The 18,997-nt window shown below is 45.9% G+C and carries 7 protein-coding genes; 1 reads left to right on the top strand and 6 read right to left on the bottom strand.

Annotation, left to right across the window (positions count from 1 at the left end; all coding sequences use genetic code 11):
• Positions 1 to 56: 56 nt before the first annotated feature.
• Positions 57 to 149: a hypothetical protein gene (locus F7D73_RS16365; RefSeq protein WP_367383693.1), complete on the top strand. Its 93-nt coding sequence runs from the start codon at positions 57 to 59 to the stop codon at positions 147 to 149.
• A gap of 247 nt (positions 150 to 396) precedes the next feature.
• Here F7D73_RS16365 and F7D73_RS01395 read toward each other — a convergent pair whose 3' ends face one another.
• The 6 genes from F7D73_RS01395 to F7D73_RS01370 form a co-directional block, all read right to left on the bottom strand.
• Complete coding sequence (locus F7D73_RS01395; RefSeq protein ID WP_153121954.1) at positions 397 to 1,146, bottom strand: Bax inhibitor-1/YccA family protein; 750 nt, start codon at positions 1,144 to 1,146, stop codon at positions 397 to 399.
• Between the two features lie 149 nt (positions 1,147 to 1,295).
• Entirely contained in the window at positions 1,296 to 13,439 is a 12,144-nt protein-coding gene (locus F7D73_RS01390) for a hypothetical protein (RefSeq protein WP_153121953.1), read from the bottom strand.
• A gap of 13 nt (positions 13,440 to 13,452) precedes the next feature.
• Positions 13,453 to 14,646, bottom strand: coding sequence for a hypothetical protein (locus tag F7D73_RS01385; RefSeq protein WP_153121952.1), 1,194 nt, complete (start codon positions 14,644 to 14,646; stop codon positions 13,453 to 13,455).
• An 84-nt stretch (positions 14,647 to 14,730) separates the two neighbouring features.
• Positions 14,731 to 15,705: a hypothetical protein gene (locus F7D73_RS01380; RefSeq protein ID WP_153121951.1), complete on the bottom strand. Its 975-nt coding sequence runs from the start codon at positions 15,703 to 15,705 to the stop codon at positions 14,731 to 14,733.
• A gap of 543 nt (positions 15,706 to 16,248) precedes the next feature.
• Positions 16,249 to 18,087: a hypothetical protein gene (locus F7D73_RS01375; RefSeq protein WP_153121950.1), complete on the bottom strand. Its 1,839-nt coding sequence runs from the start codon at positions 18,085 to 18,087 to the stop codon at positions 16,249 to 16,251.
• 40 nt (positions 18,088 to 18,127) lie between these two features.
• Positions 18,128 to 18,739, bottom strand: coding sequence for a DUF3575 domain-containing protein (locus F7D73_RS01370; RefSeq protein WP_153121949.1), 612 nt, complete (start codon positions 18,737 to 18,739; stop codon positions 18,128 to 18,130).
• Positions 18,740 to 18,997: the final 258 nt, after the last annotated feature.

Below are 18,997 nucleotides of genomic sequence, written 5' to 3'. Positions count from 1 at the left end.
AAGATGCGGAGCAGATAGAGGAAGAGGCTGATGATTATCTCATCCAGTCTACCACCTTGAATGGAAATCCTTGGAGTGATTATCGCATTTCCCATCAGCAAATCTTGCAGGGTGGTGAACTGCACTTCGAGATGAAAGCCACGAAATAAATGTTAAAATAATAGTTTCATTCCTATATAAAAAAGTTTCATTCCCCCCAATGAAACACCTATTTGATAGGAATGAAACTATTTTTTTGCCGAAAAATTTGGAGCTTTACGATATTTTCGATAACTTTGCATCACAAATATGATAAAACAGTATAGACTTTATCATTTGCTTTTTCTAAAAAAAATAAAGTTGGTTAACCCGTTGATGGGCCAGCCAACTTTCTTTTTTTTATATGATTCTTAAAACTTAATCCTTGTTGCTTCCTCCGAAGATGCGGAGCAGATAGAGGAAGAGGTTGATGAAGTCGAGATACAGGGTCAATGCACCGAGCAAGGCGAGCTTCTGGGCTCCTTCACTTACGTCGTATTGTGTCTGGAGCATCTGCTTGATCTTCTGGCTGTCCCAGGCTGTCAGACCCGTAAAGACTGCCACACCCACATAACTCAGGATGTAATCAAATCCTGGACTCTTCAGGAACATGTTGACTACGGTCGCGATAATCAAGCCAATCAGAGCCATGAAGAGGATCTTGCCGATAGAGGTCAGGTCCTTCTTGGTGGTATAACCGTAGAAAGCCGTTACGCCAAAGGTTCCCGCAGTGATGAAGAATACCTTTGCGATGACCATCGGACTGTAGACGTAGAAGATGGATGAGAGCATCGCACCGTTCAGTACCGAGTAGCCGATGAACATCAATGTGGCTGTACCCAATGACAGGCGGTTGATGGCGCCGCTCAAGGCGAAGACCAGAACCAGTTCTGCGATAATCAATCCCCACATCATCTTATGAAGACTCATGAAGAGGGTAGGACTGGCAGCAACACCAAAGGCGGTAACACCGGTTATCAGGAGAGCCAATGTCATCCAGGTATAAACCTTGCGCATCAATACAGGGAAGGCACCGCTCAATCCGCGCTCTCGTTCGTTGAATGCAAAGCCATTGCTCTGCTGATTGTTCTGATTATTTATCAGATTGTACATTTCTTTTTCTGTCATAATTTATCTTACTTATTTGTTTGTAATCTCAAAAAACTAAGCGCAAAGATAATGCCAATTATTGAAACTAGCGATTATCTCTGCGCTTTATTAACATTTATTCCGTAATATTACGTTATTCCGACTGTCTTTTTACAATCTTCCAGCCGTTATCTTACGGCTATCTTCCTAACGGCAACTTGTTTGCCGCCTCGTGTCACCTCTACGACCACCGTACCGTTCACGGCTGTGCGAAGAGTCTCATTCTCAGCTCTAGCCTCCTTTTGGGCAGCAAGAACTCCCGTGGTACCGTATACTCTGATGAAGTCGGCAGGCTTCAAACCCTTCACGCGAATGATGCCTCTGCCATCGGTACTGACCGTGATGACTGACTTCATGTCAGTTGTCATACGGTTGAAGCTGATGCTGAATCGGCTGTTCATCTCGCCAGCCTGGGTGGCATCGAACTGATAGCTTCCTTCCTTCAGATCTACCGCCTTACCAGTTTCCTTGTCCTTCAGCCATACGGTTTCATATTCGCTGGCATCGCAATCCTCAGGGATGCTGATGGAGTATTCACCCGTTTCCGGCAGACTGACGCCGATGCTCTGTTCTGCTTCAATGCTGACCGAAGAGAGGAGCGAGTAGCGTCCACCATTACGGTTAGCATAGATCTGGGCATTCTGGTTATTTATCCATTTCACGCCGTCACTTCCCAGGTCGAAGTCTGATTTCGCCTCCTGTGCAGGAACTGCGTTCAACTGGAGTTGGTCATCTATAGGAGTGCCGTTGCCCGCTCTGCTTGTTCTGCTGTTCTGGGTGATGGCGATGTCGAGGGCTCGGGTTGCTTGATAGGCTGTTGTTGCCCTTGCTTCCGAATGTCCTACTATCACGCTTTCAGAATTATCCAGAGTGGCAGTCTGCGTAAACACGGCATCCATTGCCGGGATGTAGCCATCCGTTGTGCTACCGTCATCCGTATTGATAGCCTTGTAGCTACCGTTTTCTTCGCATTGGTAGATGACTCTGCCATATTCCATATCGCTATAGTTCATGGCGCAGAGATAAGGAGAACCGAAGAGGTTCCAGCCCATGTTCTCCTTGTGGGTGAACTTCAAACCGCCACCATTACTGTCTGACCATGGTTGCTGGTTGTTGTTCTGCGTCAAGATAATCTGTCCTAACTGACTACCGTTCTCCGTGTAACTGATTCCATAGAAGCGAACGGTCTTGTTGCCATTAGCATCCATTCTGAAACCTGCGGTAAAGTTTCGCTGGTTATCCACACCTCTTACCCATGCTTTACTATCGTTTTGGTCAAACTTATAGTCGTATTTGGCACGGGTTGCAGCATTATAGTAGTAGGCTACTACGCTACCATCAGCAGGATTATTTGTGCCCTCAACCTCCATATTGGTAGCCTTGAAAGGCATGGAGAAGAAGTTGGTTCCTGTCTTCAGGTTTCTTTCCACGGCAAAGTTGGTGAGGTTTACATAACTGTTGTTGCCTCTTAAACCAGCGTGGTGCTTCAAGAGCAGGAAGCCTGGGCTGAACGGATTCGTCTCTGTATAGAATGTATTGTCGAGTTTCAGCTCCTTGTCTTTTGTCATGACATAGACCACAGATTTACCATGAGGGTAATCTGTCTTCTTTGCTTCTGCCTCGTTTGTCAGATACCAAGTCTCGAAACATCCGTTGTCTACGTTGGCTCTGATGCGTTGGTTGCCGGCAAGATCATGGTTGTGCATCACCATGTCGATGCATCCTTGGGTTTTGGTTGCGTCTGTATTGGCGTTGATGTCGCCAGATGTCTCGTCAAGCTGGTACTTCCAATAATCATCTTTCACATAATTATTGGTGGTTACTGTAGATCTGTTGGCAGCACTACCCGTTGTTGATGGTAATGCGCCAGAAGCAGTTACATTGACAGACTTCACATTCTCCACGGTTCCTAATGCCAGACTGTTGTAGAGCCAACCACTTGCATCGCCAGATACCTTTGCATTTGCATCGAGGATAGAGGTAGAGAGCATGCTGTTGCCCTTGAGGCTGACGTTGCCCGAAACCTTGAAACCATCAACAAGACACATTCTGGTATCAGTAGTTGCGTTGTTGAGTGTCAGTCCATTGATGGTAGATTGACTGGCAGACTCAATGATTCCTTTTCTCTGAGTAAGGAGATCCTTTACGATAGCTTCTGTCCCTGTTTTAGAACTTTTTTCTTCGCGCATCGAACCAAACATCTTGACGCCCGGCATGCTGATGTTCACGTTATCAGCCTTCATATTCCTGTCTACGAAGACGTAGCCATATTCACCTTCATTCTTGTTGGCATAAAGCTCAGCCAGGTTGATGGCGCCTTGTAGGTCGTTGGTAGGGTTATCCCAGCTTTCACCTGTTCCTGTAACAGCAGAACCTTCTTTAACATAGATAATCTGAATCATCTTCGTGTCACACTCGTATGCACCGATATCTATGTTGTCGCCAATCAGACGAGGGCTATTAGCCAAGTCCTTTTCTGAGCTTAAATTAATATTTTGGAGATGCTTGTCTTTGTTTCCTTGGTCAAGTAGCTTGAGACTAGGTCGAATTCTGTAATCGCCATTTTCTGGATCTACAAAATTAGGACCGTTCAGTACATCTCCATTCTTTGTGTTTGCAGGGAAAGCAACGTCCCAATTATCCTTGTTCTTTTGTTCGGTATCTCTAATGGTGTTGTCTCCATTGTTCCAAGTCAAGGAATTATACACGCTATTTGTTCCTTTAATAGCTCTTCCTTTATTGTTGGCAAATGTAACATTTGTTATGTCTGCTGATTGGGATTTAGTTATTTCAAGACCATTTCCTTCTCCGTCAGCAAACAATACGTTCCACATCTTTATACCGGATTCGTTATCGTTTGTTGCAGCATTATTGTCAACTGCCATACCGGTTCCCTTGTTCTTTCTAAAGGCACTATTGTGTATCTTTAAAAGACTTCCTTCATTATTGGTAGACAAATTAACCTTCGCATTTACTCCCACGCCGCTCTGGTTCTGGAATGTGAAACCGGAAATAGTTACCGGCTTACCATTCGTTTCGATATTAAGCAAGTTTTTGGTTTCGCCCGCCTTGGCAGGGTTCTCAATGAGTACCGAAGGCTTGCTGAAGTCTTGCACCTCTGTACCGTCAGCATTTTTCGTACCCGTACAACCACCCACAAGTTCAATTGATTCTATATATTCAGCTTTGTCGGCTTTGTTTACAATGAGAGAGAAGGCATCGCCGCTAGAGTAGGTTGGCGAATAATAGGTACCTCCGCGTACAAACACCTTTCTCTTGCTGTTGGTTGTAGAACCTGGTGTGGTGCTACCTGATGGGTTGGCCATGGCAATGATGGCACCACGAAGGTCGGTACTTTGGTTGTCCCAACTGCTACCATCGCCATTTCCTTTCTCTTCCATTCCGATATAAACCTTTTCAAAGTCTGTAAACGTGAATACATACTGGAATTCATACATACCGATGTCGATAGGCTTTTTGGCTATATTACCATTCTCGTCTTTCGGACCTACGTATCTGTTGTAATCCGAACCGCTGGCAGAACGGATGTACTCAGATGGATAACCATATTCCTTAAGGCGATTATTGTGCATACTCCACCAATTCAGATATTTACCAGTCTCGTTTGTATCGTCTGCATCCTTCTTTCCGTCACCTGCATCTGTAAGCACAGAGATAGCCTGTGGATTCCATTTGGCATCCTGTGTATAACCTTCGTAACCCTTTGTCGTTGTAGGCGCTGTGAAGCGTGGACCATCCGATGCGATGTTCTCCTTGCTCAGCTTGATGTTACCATCCTTTGCAGTAGAAGCAGGTAATTTATCCCAGGCGCAGTTGCGCATGTGCTCTCTTTGGAGGAGTACACTATTATCTGTAGATTCATTCCCCCAAATGGCGGTATTATATAATATAGGTGTAATCGTACCGTTTGTCACCTCGTTCTCTACATGGATGGCTCCATCTTGCTTTGCCTTGTTGTTCACGATGAGGCTGTTTACGATGTAGGCATCCTGATAGCCCGCAGCCATACTGCCAGCATCATTTGCTCTACGGATATAGATAGCTCCGCCTTGAGAGCTTTGTGTGCCCGTATATTTGCCATAGGTCACATCGTTGTTGGCTAAGAGCGAGTTGACGATATGCAGGTTTCCATTCACCGATTTTGTGAGATAGAGATAGATGGCTCCACCCTTACCAGGTTCGGTGACTTCATCCTGACTTGCCTTTTCTGATACGTTACTGTTACCGCTGATTGTACTGCCGATGATGTCCAGACTTGCATTGTTGACATAGACAGCTCCGCCATGCAGACCGGAGTTTTTGATCAGTCGGCAACGGTTCAATGTATAGTTCACGCGGTTGGTGTAGATACCGCCTCCACGACCAATCTCGGCAACTTCGTTAGTTCCTTCTTCTTCTATCTTCAGTTTTGTCGTGGTCTCACCATTCATGATGGTAATACCGTCTAATACGACTTCGTTGTTCGATGTAGTCGAAGTATTAGTTGATCCCGCATTGCTGTAGACCACATGATATACATTACGTTCCTTTTCAGATGCCTTGATGTCACCGGAAAGAATTGTAGGATTCTGGAATTCCCATGGCTCTATCAGACCGTTCTTGTTGTTGTCGGTCATGTAGTTGGAGTTGCGGTTTGCCAAGATGCCTTTGATGTCTCCATCTGGAACCAAAGTCTTGCCATCAAAGCTTGTAAACTTATCTCCAGTTTCTTTTCCCGTAGCAGGATCAACAGGAGTTGAAGAATACAGGTCATTTTCCGAGAAACTGCCGAAGATATCTACGTTCACAGGGATGGTGAAACTCTGCAAGCGGCGGTCTATCGTGTTTTGCTCTGGCGAAAGGTCTTTATTCTGTCGCATCTTGCTCGGCTTGTAGGTTCCACCTGTCATCAGAATCTCAAAGTGGGTAGCCTCTGTAGCCACTTTCTTTTCTCGTGCCTCATTGATGTAATCGAGGGCTGCTTCGAGACTGTTGAAAGGAGTCAGGAAGGAGCGGCCATAATACTTTGCCTTCTCTTCTTCTGTTACAATCTCACCACCTGTCTGAGAAACGAACAGGCGCTTCAGAAGCTTGGTATTATCAAACTCAGGCAGATCAGATGTGTATGCACCTGCTGTCTGTTGCTTGGTCATGTTTCTTTCCTTACCGGTAATATCGTAGCTGCTGATACCATAATTCTTCCATGCAGTTATGTCGTCTTCCAAAACTCCGTTGTCAATCAATGGTGAATAGGCACGAGGCTTGAAGATTTTGTTGTCGTTGAAATAACTGTCCAGGTCGCTGGTCATTTCCGTATTCATTCTGTTGGCTGGCAACGCCATCTTCTCTACGAAACAATAGTTGTATGGATAGAATTTTTCCGTATATGCTCCCAGTCCCTGCAGATAGTCGTAAGACTGATAGTTCACATCACCGCTGATGTTGTTGTCGGTCTGTGCCGAATTTCCCCATATCACGGAGTTACCGCCAATCAGGGAGTTCTCCTCCTGGTAGATTCCGCCACCGATGTTTGCTTCGTTTCTGGCGATGGTGCATGAGATGACGTAGGCATGGTAGTTCTTGGTGTCTTCGTTCTTATCGTTGGAACGGAGCGCATAGATGGCACCACCTTTCTGTGCCTTGTTTCTTACGATGACACTACCGCTTACGATGCTACCCTTCAGCAACATGAGAGCACCGCCCAGGGTTGCCTGACAGTCGGAAATTTCACAGTTGCGTACATGTGCCATTCTTGGCACAATGGCTGCACCACCCATACTCTTGAAGCCCGACTTGTCGCTTGCGTTACCGTCAATCAGGCGACAGCCATCTATGATGGTATTGTCTGACAGGGCAGAAGTGTTGTAGTCGTCATAGTCGCCCATAGGCCATTTGCCGAAGCACACGGTGTGGTAGCCGTTCACCTCCTGGTTAACGGCAGAACCTTCTTTTACTTCAGTCTTCGCGCTTAATACCGTCTGGTATGTGCTGATACAGTCGCGCTTATCATTATCCCAATTGGCGGTACCTTCTTTCAACTTTCCTCCTTCCTGGTCGCCCTCATAGTAGCCACCCATCAGACATACTCCGTTAGGAATCAGGAAGGTATAGCTCTGCGGATCGCTAGGGTCTGCCAGTGTATTGGCATGATAAGTAAAGCGCTTTCCGGTTTCATCAGCCTGATAGCCTGCCACTTTTACATACACCTTGCTCTGACTTGTTGAATTAAATTTCTTGCCCGCAGCAGTCAGCACGTCCTGCAGTTTGTCAGCACAGGCTGCGTTTTCCGGACTGTTTCCACTTCTGTTTCCCCATCCGTTTTGGGTTACATAATAAATGTAATCTACAATACCTGCGCTGTTTGTCTTTTCCTGTGGTGCGATATTGGCAGTATTGTCAGCCTCGTATGCACCGATATCAATGGCGCAGTCCTTGATTCGGTTGGTATAGTCCATGTCGGTTTCCGGAAGGATGATTCCATTTCCTACATTTGTGGTTCCACCATTCAGACATTTGTTACCTGCTAAACCATCAGCCTCGTTCAGGCGGAAGTTATTCTTTAATCGGGCATTGCGGAAGCGGAAAACTCCGTCTTTTCCATTTTCGTAGGTCTTGTCCTCAAATGGGAAAGACAGATCTGTGCCAGTGAAATTTCCATCGCTTTCCTGGAATTTGCTGCTGAGGTCACTACTGTTCATGTAGCAGTTGTGAGATGGATTCATCTTGCCCGATGCAGCTGAGTTTACCTGATCTGTAATCTGTTTGCCGTTGTTATAATTATCATAGATGATACAGTTGTAGAGTGAAAGCTGCGATTCTACTCCGGTTTTGGCATCCTGCCAGTGATAGATGCCGGTTCCGTTTGTCGCCATATTGTAGGCGATGGTATTGTTGTAGAACTTGGCACTCTCCAGGAAGATACCTCCGCCACGGCAGGTTCCGTTATAACAGCGGTTGTTTGCCACGACAAGGTTGTAGCCGGTGCCTTGAATCATATAGGCTCCGCCTCCATAACTTTCACTGCTGTTGGCATAACTCAGGTTTCTCAGCAGGTAACTGTTCGAAATCTTACTGTTCTCGCCGTCCATATACAAACCGCCACCACGTACGCGACTGCCATGGTTGAAGTTGTTGACGATGATGAGATTTTCCAGTTCTACTCCTCGGAATACACGCATACCTGCACCTCCGTCACGGTTGGCACCAGGATAGTTGATGATATAACCATGACGTACGGAGAAGCCATCCCATTTGGCATGCTTGTAATCCACGTAGTTTTTATCGTCTTCTAAAGTTCCTTTATAGCGTACGGCATTACCGTCGGTACGTGAGGCGTTTCCATCACCCGATGGCGACCAGGTAGGAAGGCATACGTCTGGCTGATACAGTACATAATGGCGCTCTGTTTTCCCGCTGTTTATCAACGTTTTTGTAAAGTCATAATTAGAGCCATCTCCAGGTTTGCCCTCCTGATACCACATTTCCTTATCTCCGTTTTTGAAGTATACAGGCGATTCCTTTCTGATCTGTAGAATGGTTTCATACTTGGTCTTGTCCAGATTTTCGTATTCCTTACGTGCCGGCACGTATTGTGACAGCAGCGGATGACGGTCGTCTTCTCCAGGATAGCCTTCGTATGGGAAACCACCATAAACCTTCACGTTGTCTCTGATAACGAATCCTTTGTAGTCGGTATAGATACCTGCACCTACCCACACCACAACGCTGTCTTTTTTTATTTTATTCAACTCAGCTGCTTTTTCCACAGCATATTGTAGACCGCTGATGTATCGTTCGTCTCTGTTGTTGGTGATTTTATTATATGATCCCCAGCCAGAGAGATACTGCTTCTCCTGATTTCCTGAGTTAGTCCAGAAATTACCATAAGAGTCAGTTTCTGAACGATACTTGCCGTTAGCCAGACTATACTCCTCGTTTTCGATGGTTGTATTGAGCAAGCTTCCATTGTCTGTTACATAGAAGTCATTGCCCGTTCTACCCTTTGTGTTATCACACATGGCGTTACCGATGATGGCCTTGTCCCAGCTGCTTCCGTCATATTCGGTATGTGATTCTTTCAGAAGATTGAAGTCCGGGTTGCCGTCTTTGTCGTCTTTGTTGGCATCGTTGCTGCTTTCATAGTCCTGGTTGTACGAACGCACGTAGATAATCTTTCCTGCTTTTGGCAGGAGAGCTTCGTATGCACCCAGGTCAGGAACACCACCTAGGTTGCGGTCTTCACCGGTGATGTCCTTGGCTGTTGTGGTTGCATTGTTTTCTTGGGCGCTGTTGATGATGCGGCCAGCCTCTGCAGAACTGGTCAGCGGACGGAAGGATGAATAGCCTCCGTAATAAACGTTGCCGCTCATTCTGGCACCCACTTCATTGGTTGGGTTGCTGAAGTTCTGGGCTCCGTCTTTTCCCAGAGTGTTGATATCCATGCTGTTCTTGCATTCCGAACCATTCCATGTGCCGTTGATGTTCAGTTTGTTTCCTACAGCATACGAGGTTCTCTTCACAAGGTCGTAATCTGGTGCTACTCCCTCATTGTTGATGATGCTTACATGGTTGAGCGTGAGAGAGTTGTTGCTGCCTTGACTCTTGTTCAGATAGATGATGGAAGGCAGCTCCGAAGGACTTGGATTAAGCGGATCCTTGCTCGTATTGTTATTGATGACGCAGTTTTCCAGTTCCAATTTCACATTCACGGCATCCGGCATGGTAGCGATAGCACCGCCATCTGTCGCTGTATTGTTCTCAAAGATACAATTCTTCAGCTTCACGGTGGTTGGTTCACTGCTCTGGTCCATGCTTCCTATCAGCACGCCGCCACCATAAGGCATGTAGGCAGTACCGGCAGCGTATGCATGGGTAAAGGCATAGCCGTCGATGGTGATGTTGGCACCCGCTTCGATGCGGACCAGATGGTAGAGACCCTCGTTGAGTTCTGAACCGTTCAGGTTTCCGTTCAGCTCGGTGCGGTATTTGATAGGGTCGCGGTCTTCATCTTCCGGATTCGGATTCTCTGAATACTCCGGATAACCGCCATATACGGTTACAGGAAGTACGCAAGGTTGAATGTTAAAGGTGCATGCCCTGGCATCTGTTTCCTCGAACGTGTAGGCAATCTTCGGTTCGAAGATACCCTCACGACCGCAGATTTCAAACTCCCATCCGCTGTTCTTCTCAATAGTGAAATCCTCTGGTGTAGTATTGCCCTTGGTAACTACCTTTACCTTGCCTCCATCCTTGATGTCGGCAAGATAACCGAGTACTTCATCTACAGATGATGAGGTATAGCTCTTTTCCCACGACTCTCCTGTTCCGTCCACCAGTTCTCGTGAACGGTCAAAGTAGATGCGCAGGCGTTTCTTGTTGTTATTCTTTTCAAATACAAGGTCGTGGTTGTCAGCCATATAGGCTCCTGCTGACGGAACCGAACTGATAGCTTTTCCGCTCAGGTCTATTTTTGGCTGATACAGGTAGGAAGATGGCAGGAGAGCATAGCTGATACCCACGTTGCGCAGTCGGCTACCTGTCAATGTTTCCCAGTAATAGTTCACCGTCTTCATGTCTGTAAGAACGCCACGTTTCTCGTTGAAGGCTTCCACCGTGTTGTAAGGCGCTTCTGTACCCATCACGAATCCCTTGCCCGAGTAATACGTGTTGATGGAGATGGTTCCGCTCTGATAGGTGTTGGTCCATTTGGCTGCATTTACATCCGAGATGGCGTTGTTGTAAAACTGTACGGTCTCTTCTGATGGGTTGGCTGCATAAATCTGTGCCATGGACGCAGAGTTGCTGGTGCCAGACTTGTGCCGGAGCAGCGAGTTGTTCCAGATGACATTGTTGGCAAGCAGACCCTTTTCCTTGATATACACACCACCCGTATTGGATGACAGCTCGTCAGCAGGATCCAAGGTGTTGTTGGTATAGTTGTTGACGATGGTGTTGTTAATCACCAGTCCTTGACCATCCAGATACACAGCACCATTTCGGGTACTGGTATTGTTACTGATTACCGAGGTGGCAAGAATCTGATAATAGGCTTTCTCCGGGTTGCTAGCGTCACCATTCAGATATACACCCGCTCCCTGATAGGCAGAACAGTTGGTTACCATGCTTCGGGTGATGAAGCCGGCTTCGTCTATATAGATACCTCCGCCCTGATAAGCCGAGCAGTTGTATACCAGGTTACCTTCCGTTTGTCCGTTCTTGCAGTAGATGCCGCCGCCACGTGGCTTGATGTTTCCGCTTTCTTTCATGCCCGGGTTACAGAATCTCACGGTGCAGTAGCGCATTCGGGCTGATGGGTCGTTGATATAAACGCCAGCACCACAGCCTGGGGCGTATTGGGTAGCAGCGCTCGTTCCGTTATATGTACCTCCCTCAATGGTGAAGCCTTCCAGATATACTTCGTCCGTAAAGGCTTCTTTTTCTTCTGGCAGAGGAGCAAACCATACCACATGATAGGACTCGCTGTTCTGTATGTTCCAGGCTTCATCACTATTGTTCCAGATGGCATCATTGCTTCCCGTGAATCCCGAACCTCTGATGATGGATTCCTGTTTCCAGCCCCATGGCTTTAAATCCTTGGATTCCTCGATGCGCTCGGAACGTCTTTTTTCGGTTCCCTTAAATGCACCATAAACGCTGATGCCATTCTTCATCAGTAGGGATACCGGGGAAGAGGCATCTTTGGCAAGGATGCGGTCTTTTACTACATAGGTTCCGGCTGCTACCCAGACTTCGCCTTTCTCGCCTGGTGCATTTTCTGCCAAATTGTTGATGGCCCACTGGATATCGTCCGTGGCATTATCCCATGATGATCCGTCGCCAAGTCCCTTTTTCTGGGGCTTCACGTATCTGATGCGTCCTGCCTTCATTCGGGCATACTCGTAGGCACCGATGTCGATGCTGCTTGTCTGGTAGCGTGTTCTACCCATGATGTCGGTAGAAGCTGTTTCCAGGTTTGCATCAACTACAAGATTTTTGTAGTATTCCAGTTTTCCCTTGTTCAGAAGGGCAGAGGTTTCCTCGAAAGTGAAGGCGGTGCTGTATAATTGCTTCAGGTTACTGCTGAACGAGAAGTCGTAACCCTGGGTTACGGCACTCTGCTTGAACCAAGGGGCTGGCTCTATGCCATGGTTCTCATTGCTGATCCATACGTTTCCGTTAGTGTCGGTATTGGTACCGGTATTGGTTACTTCTACTTCCGGGAAAGCACAGGAATAGAAGGCAGGACGGCTGTCTTGCTTGCTGAGTGCAGTGGAATGCCAGAGAACGGTGTTGTAAACCGCTCCGCCGCCATTGCTGTTTGATGCCCCGTCTGTGGTGAGGTCTGCGGCTGATACGGTGTTGGCAATTACAGAACAGTTGACGATTTTCGATGTGTTCGAAAGTCGGATACCGCCGTTCGTATTGTTGTTGATGTTGCAGTTGTAGACGGTGGCAGTTCCGTCTATCCACATACCGCCACCTTCGTTTTCGCTGGAGCCTCGCTTGCCTGCCACATTATTAAAAATGCTGCAGTAGCTGATGGCTGACTGCTGGTTGGTACAGGAATTATCTACATAGATGGCACCGCCGCGCATGCCGTAGTTGTTCGCAAAGTTACATTGCGAAATACGGAAGTAACGGCTGCCGGCATTGTTGTCGTTGCTGTTGTTCACCACGTAGATGCCGCCGCCTCTGCCGTCTGAAGTAGAGTTGTCGCCCTTGGCATTACCTGCTGCGATAAGGAAACCGGAAACAATGGTTGGCTTGCTGCCGTCGTTGGTGTTGTCCGGTGTTACGCCCATCTGGAGGGTCAGCACATGGGTGGCATTGTCGGTGCGGGTGGTGTTCTCTGGATAGATAATCAGCTGCTGGCTCGCCTTGTCGTTGGTGGCGATATCGCCCACCAGAGCCGTCTGATACTTCATCTGATATTTATGTCTGCCCGTAGGGAGATCGTTCTTGATGGTTTCATTTCCTGCAAAACCTCCATACATGGCAACGCCCGAAGGGAGAACGAAGCCTCCCTCCGGTGCCTTGTAGATGTGACCGGTAATATCCTCATAGCCTTTCACCCAGATTTCATCGCCAGCCGTGGCTCGGCGCAGCGCTTCTGTCAGGGTGATGGCATTCTTCCATGATAAACCGTCACCACCGTCTGTTGCCTCAGCCGTTACATAATAGGTCTTGCTGTCCTGTGCGAACAGGGGGTTGACACAGCTCAGAAGGATGAGGAGTGCTATGATTTTCCTGTATGTTGTATGTTGTATTCTCATGCTGAAAAGAATTTTATATGTTGAAATTGTTGATCGTGATATTTTGCTCCCCTTTGAGCTGAGTGCCCGATATTTTTACATTGATCTTGTACCAGCGAGCTGGGATAAAGCCATCTTTCAGATTGCTCATGTCAAATGTCACGTTGTATGGCTTTTTCGTTCCTTCTTTCTCTGTGTCAAGCTTGAAGGTGTGGCGAGGAGGAATGGCTCCGTCTGGGAAGGTATAATGATATACTCTTCCGTTACGCTTGCTGATTTCCGAGGTGTTCACAAAGGTTGTGTGGCCGCTTACCGAAGACCTGGAAGATACTTCTTGGTGGTAAAGGGTATAAAGGGTAGGGAAAAGTCTACCATTCCCGGAGCCGGAAATGGTTGATTCTTGATTTGCCTGTTCTCCGTGATAAGTAAACTGGCTTACTTTCACGTTGGTATATTTCAGATTTCCATCCTTGTCTTTCTCGTAGGCTCCCTTGGCATCCCATTGGATGTCAATCTTGGCAGCCAGTCTGCCCAGTACCATGCGCCAGTATTGCTTGGTGTTGATATCGGCATTGATGTTTTTTTCTACTTTTATATCTCTGTCATTGGTGAAAATTTGCGCCTCTGGGTCCAGCTTGAGTGCATAGCCTGTGGCTACGCTGATAAACTTGGCTATGTCCGTAGTGCCGCCGCTTGGCTTGGCATAGTCGTTGCTAATCTGTAAGTCATAAATGTCTGAGTTATGGTTTTTTCCGTCTTTTGCGATGCCGTCTAGCATCTCCTCCAAATTCAGCCTTTGTCCGCTACTATAGGTAACCCCATAAACGCAACAGGTGCCTAACGGCAGATACATCGTATAGGTGCGAAAGCCGTTGGCATCAGGTCCTGATAGGGTTGAGGTGGCATGGGTGACGAGGTTTTTTCTGTCGAATTCTTCCTTGGTATAGGTATCGTAATATACCATTTTCAGGGGTGCTCCATCTATGATTTCGTCGCCTTGCGTCTTTTCCTTATAGGCAACGATGATGGTGAGACGGTCCCAGTCCACCTGGTCGTTGGTGTCTGCTCCCGGATCTCCGACGCGTGTGTTTGTCTTATCGGCAGGCACAGATAGGGTGAGCGAGATGGGTGCCAACGTATCCATTGGTCTCACCTCGTCCTTCTCGCTGCATCCTGCCAGCATGATAAGCGATAGTATCGCAAATATGTATTTCGTAATATGGTTCATGTATCAAATCTTTATAGCCGTTGAATTGGCTTGCCCTTCGGCCGCCGAACGTTGTTTCTTCACTCTTCGTTCTTCACTCTTCACTTAAATGTCAATATCGTGGCTTCCTCCCGGTTTCCAGTCGAGTTTCACACTTACGCCTACAGCGGTGCTGGAGGTGGCAAGGGAACCGTCTTCCTTGAGTATCGTCTTGATAATCTTGATTCTGCCTGCCTTCAGCGGTTCGTTCATCGTGAAGATGGTTTCGGTATATTTACCGTTTATCTGGGTGATGACGTGGTAGCGCCATTCTGATTGGGTGCTGGGGAAACTGACCGTATAGAGGGCATCGTGAGAAGGGATGGAATAGGTTGTCATGCCTTCGTTGAGTCGGTTGGCTCTCACCAGGGTATTCCGGGTTGAGGTGTAGAGACTGTCATTCACCTGGAACTGGGTTGCCATGCCTTCTACAAATCCCCAGAGTCTGGTGGGCTGCACCTTACTCTGGTCGATGACCACCACCGCAGCACAGTTTGCCATATAGAGGGTGGTATACAGGTCGTGCTCAAAGTCGTTTTCGTTGATGGTGAAACGGGAAGAGAACAATCCGATGTTATGGCTGTTGATGGTATCTTTCTGCTCTTGCTGCAGGGCGAGCGTCTTACAGGTGTTGGCTCCTGTAATCTGTACGTTGTCTGCACTGCCGGTATTGGCGAGGGAGAGATTCTGATAGTTGTTGCGGGGCAGATAGATGGTATAGGATACCGAGTTGGCACCCATTTTGTTTGCCTCGTGGTGGAAGAGGTCTTCGCCTACGAAGAAGGAGAGGTCGTTGTCGTTGGCATGGTCGGTGAAGACCTTGCTGAGCGCCTGTTTCAGTCTCTCTGCTATTTCCTGTTCGGTGATGAGATTCAGATCCATGTCGATGATGGTATTAATCTGCGTATTGAGTACCAGGTTATACCTTATCTTATAGTCTTTGCCGCACTTGCTCATGTCTTCATCGATACATGAAGACAATCCGAAGGCGATGCCTATCGTCATCATAGCTATCAGAAACATTCTATATCGAATCTTCATTGTTCTTTTCGAGTTTTTAATTTCATAATCTGTATGTCTCCCTTATTGGGAGTAGTTCTGTCCAGTATCTCTGTAAGATAGGAAATTATCTCTGTGAAATAAAAAAATATCTCTGTAAGATAGAAAATTATCTCAGTAAGATAAATTCTTTTCTCTGCTTCATATTTCCCTGCTGGAGTGTGGTAAAAATATTTGAAACCCCAAAAATGCAGTATTTTTGAAGGAGAGAATCGCGAAAACTGAAGGAACTGAAGGATGGGTATCACAGAATGTGTAATTTCTGTTAAAAAGTAAACCGTTTGGACAGATTTTGGGGCTGAAGGAACTGAAGGCAGTTTTCAAACATAATAATATCCTACTAAAAATGCCATTTTAACATATGGTACAATAATCGGGTAGTATTCTGATAATCATATAATTACCTCTATTTTGCTCTACGCTGCATATAAAAATGATTTTTTAATTTCATCCTTCAGTTCCTTCAGTGTATCCTATCCTTCAGTTCCTTCAGTTTTTTGAAGGGTATCCTTCATCATCTTTTTCTTACAAATCTACGTTGAATGTAATGCCGTCCTGCCATGAAAGGTCTACTGCAAGACCAACGTTGATACCTGATGTTCTGAGGTCAGGAATACAGTTGTATGCACCCTTCAAGTTTGTGATATTGAAGTTTGCTTTTGTAATATGGTCCTGAACGAATACGCGATCAACGCCAGTAGGTTTGGTTGTTCCTGTTGTGGCCTCAGGGTCCAACTTACCAACAAGATAGAACTTAGCACCGTTAAGAATGATACCGTCATTTCCGTAGAAGTCCATGCCTGAGTTGTTCTCTAACTCGATGGTTACAAATACAGGTTTTTTATCTGTACTTTTGTTATCAAAGACAAGCGTATAGTTTGCGTTTGATGCTGTTGTACCTGCTGTAATTGTACCATTCATGTTTTGGTCATAGATGGTATTTGCAAATGTCTCTGTAGATGTTGGCTCATACTTCCAGTCTACTGATTCAGGCTGACCACCAATCAAAATACCAGTTACAGGGAAACCTACGGAATTAACAGTAACATCTTGGTCCTGCTCAAGTCCACCTTTAGATTGACCATTGTCTTTGAGAGTTGCATCAGCACATTTTACCGTAGATTGCAATACTGCCACACTATACTGAACTGGATCTCTTAAAGCAACGGTTCTTGTAGAACTGCTAACTTCTGCGTTCTCGAATGTTCCCCCAATTGGCCATGCTTGGCTAATATCTGTTGTCCAGTTATTGTAATCAGGGAAATCTTTAACGTGAGACATTTCCTTATCTGAAACCATAGTCGAGGTCTTGACAAAATACGACAGTTCCGCAGGATAGCAGATTTTATTGTAATTTATAATGTTGCCTGTAGAAAAGACTTCGCTACCAGCTGTATAGTATTCGAAAGAATTATTTGTGCTATTCCAATGAATTTTTGCAACGCCGTCTGGGAGGCTTAAATCTCTAGGAAAGCTTAAACTCTCGATTTTTGTTAATGCAGCATCGCAGTTATCAACAATGCTCTTTGTTAAATACTTTTTTGAAAGATCTGCTTCGGTTCCCTCACCAATTAAAATGCTTTTTAACTTTGTGATGAAGGCTTTGACTGAGTACTGTGAGCCAGCAGAAAGGTTAATGAACTTCTCGTAATATTTCTTCAAGAAGTCTCTTTCTGATTTGGTAATCCAAGTTACTGCATCATATTTGCTGTCAATTACGTCTGCCCATGCAACAGCATTAGTACCATCTGTACCTGAAGATTTCGCAATGTCGTTTAATGCAGCAATGATGTCATTTGCTGCTTGGTGGTTGGCAAAATCCACATTGGTAATTGTTGATAATTTGAAATTTCTTTTTGTGAGATCTGTCTCGGTCTCATAAGTATCTATATTATTAGTCTTACCATATGTGAAACTACTGGTGGTATTTGCCTTTTTTGCCGTACCATAAAAAATCATGTAGTCTGTTCCAACAGGAATATCAATGTCACGATAGAGTCGGCGATAATCGTCCTGATCATAGGCATTGTTGTCTTCTCCAATTTTATGTACCTTAGTTGCAATCTTGTTACCTGTTGAACTTGGATCTCCACTAAAGGTCAGCAAAAGAATGTCTGAAATACCACGGAAAGGCTTGCCACTCTGCTGAGTGATAGCATCAGTCATACGAGTCACCTTCTTCGCCTGATTAGCCGAAGAGTTATTGCCATAAGGGATGTTGATGGCGAACTGGGTCTTAACAACCTGTCCTGCCACACCTGTACCGCCCGTAGGATCTGCTGAATCTGATGAGCAGGAAGAGAAACCTGCTCCGCTTGCAAGAAGAATGAATCCTGCTAAGCCGAAAAACTTCACTTTCTTCATAATCTAAAATTGATTTAAATATATTATTACTATTTTTATTCTAATTTGGCTTGTCCGTATCTTTTGTGCCCAAGTTGTAAACCAGAGAGACTGCCATCTTGGTAGGCATGACGAAAGCTTTCGTCTTCTTCTCGATGGCACTGGCACATTTCTCACAATTATATTTGGTATAATGTGTTATTCCTACTCCTAAGCCAATGGCTGCCTCCAGGTTCCAACGGTTGCTCTTGTCGAGCTGCCAGTCATAGCCATAGACGAAGCCAATGGCTCCTAGATCGCCTTGAAATCGATGATTCTTGACCTTTGGAAAAAGGCCAAAAGGGAAATGTACCCTGCCCACATTGTAATGAGAGTAGAGTAGGTTGGCTCCAAGAAAATGCCCTGAAAAAGGACTGTCGAGCCAACGGCGTACTTCTGTTTGTAAAGCAATGTGCTTCAGTTTCTTGTTCTTGCTAAAAGTAAATGGGTTCCATCCAGTGGAGAAGTTTATTGACCATTGGTCTGAAATCTTTTTCTCTGCTCCTATATTGGGCGTAGTTGTTGCCCAATAGGCTAAGTTGGTCTTTAATCGCCAATCTTGTGCCGAAATAGAAGTAGTGACTAGTGTAAAAACAAGAAGGAGCCACATGCTCAATCTTCTGTTCTTGTTCATCTGCCAGCGTCTTTTATATTTACTGTTCTATATTATTTGTCTAATGATTTTACTAGAAAAGCTAATTTCTTTATAGTCGCAATTTCATTACGTATGTTACTTTCTGCTGCAAATGTAGCCAAAATATCTCATATAGCCTTTCAAAATCAGAAAAAACTTCTTTGATTTAAGGTCTGTTAACTAAAATGTCGAAAATTCCCCCCCCCCCCCAGCCCGTCCGAGAACGGCCGTTTTGGGGTGTGTCACATAGGGTAGAAC

Origin of the sequence: Segatella copri (assembly GCF_009494395.1) — a bacterium.
Lineage (GTDB): Bacteria > Bacteroidota > Bacteroidia > Bacteroidales > Bacteroidaceae > Prevotella.
The sequence above is the reverse complement of the archived record's forward strand: the minus strand, read 5'-3'. Positions and strand labels throughout refer to the sequence as shown.

Bases quoted from the DNA above. Each gene is read 5' to 3' on its own strand.
- F7D73_RS01395 (WP_153121954.1), bottom strand. From the start codon at position 1,146: ATGACAGAAAAAGAAATGTACAATCTGATAAATAATCAGAACAATCAG.
- F7D73_RS01390 (WP_153121953.1), bottom strand. From the start codon at position 13,439: ATGAGAATACAACATACAACATACAGGAAAATCATAGCACTCCTCATC.
- F7D73_RS01385 (WP_153121952.1), bottom strand. From the start codon at position 14,646: ATGAACCATATTACGAAATACATATTTGCGATACTATCGCTTATCATG.
- F7D73_RS01380 (WP_153121951.1), bottom strand. From the start codon at position 15,705: ATGAAGATTCGATATAGAATGTTTCTGATAGCTATGATGACGATAGGC.
- F7D73_RS01375 (WP_153121950.1), bottom strand. From the start codon at position 18,087: ATGAAGAAAGTGAAGTTTTTCGGCTTAGCAGGATTCATTCTTCTTGCA.
- F7D73_RS01370 (WP_153121949.1), bottom strand. From the start codon at position 18,739: ATGAACAAGAACAGAAGATTGAGCATGTGGCTCCTTCTTGTTTTTACA.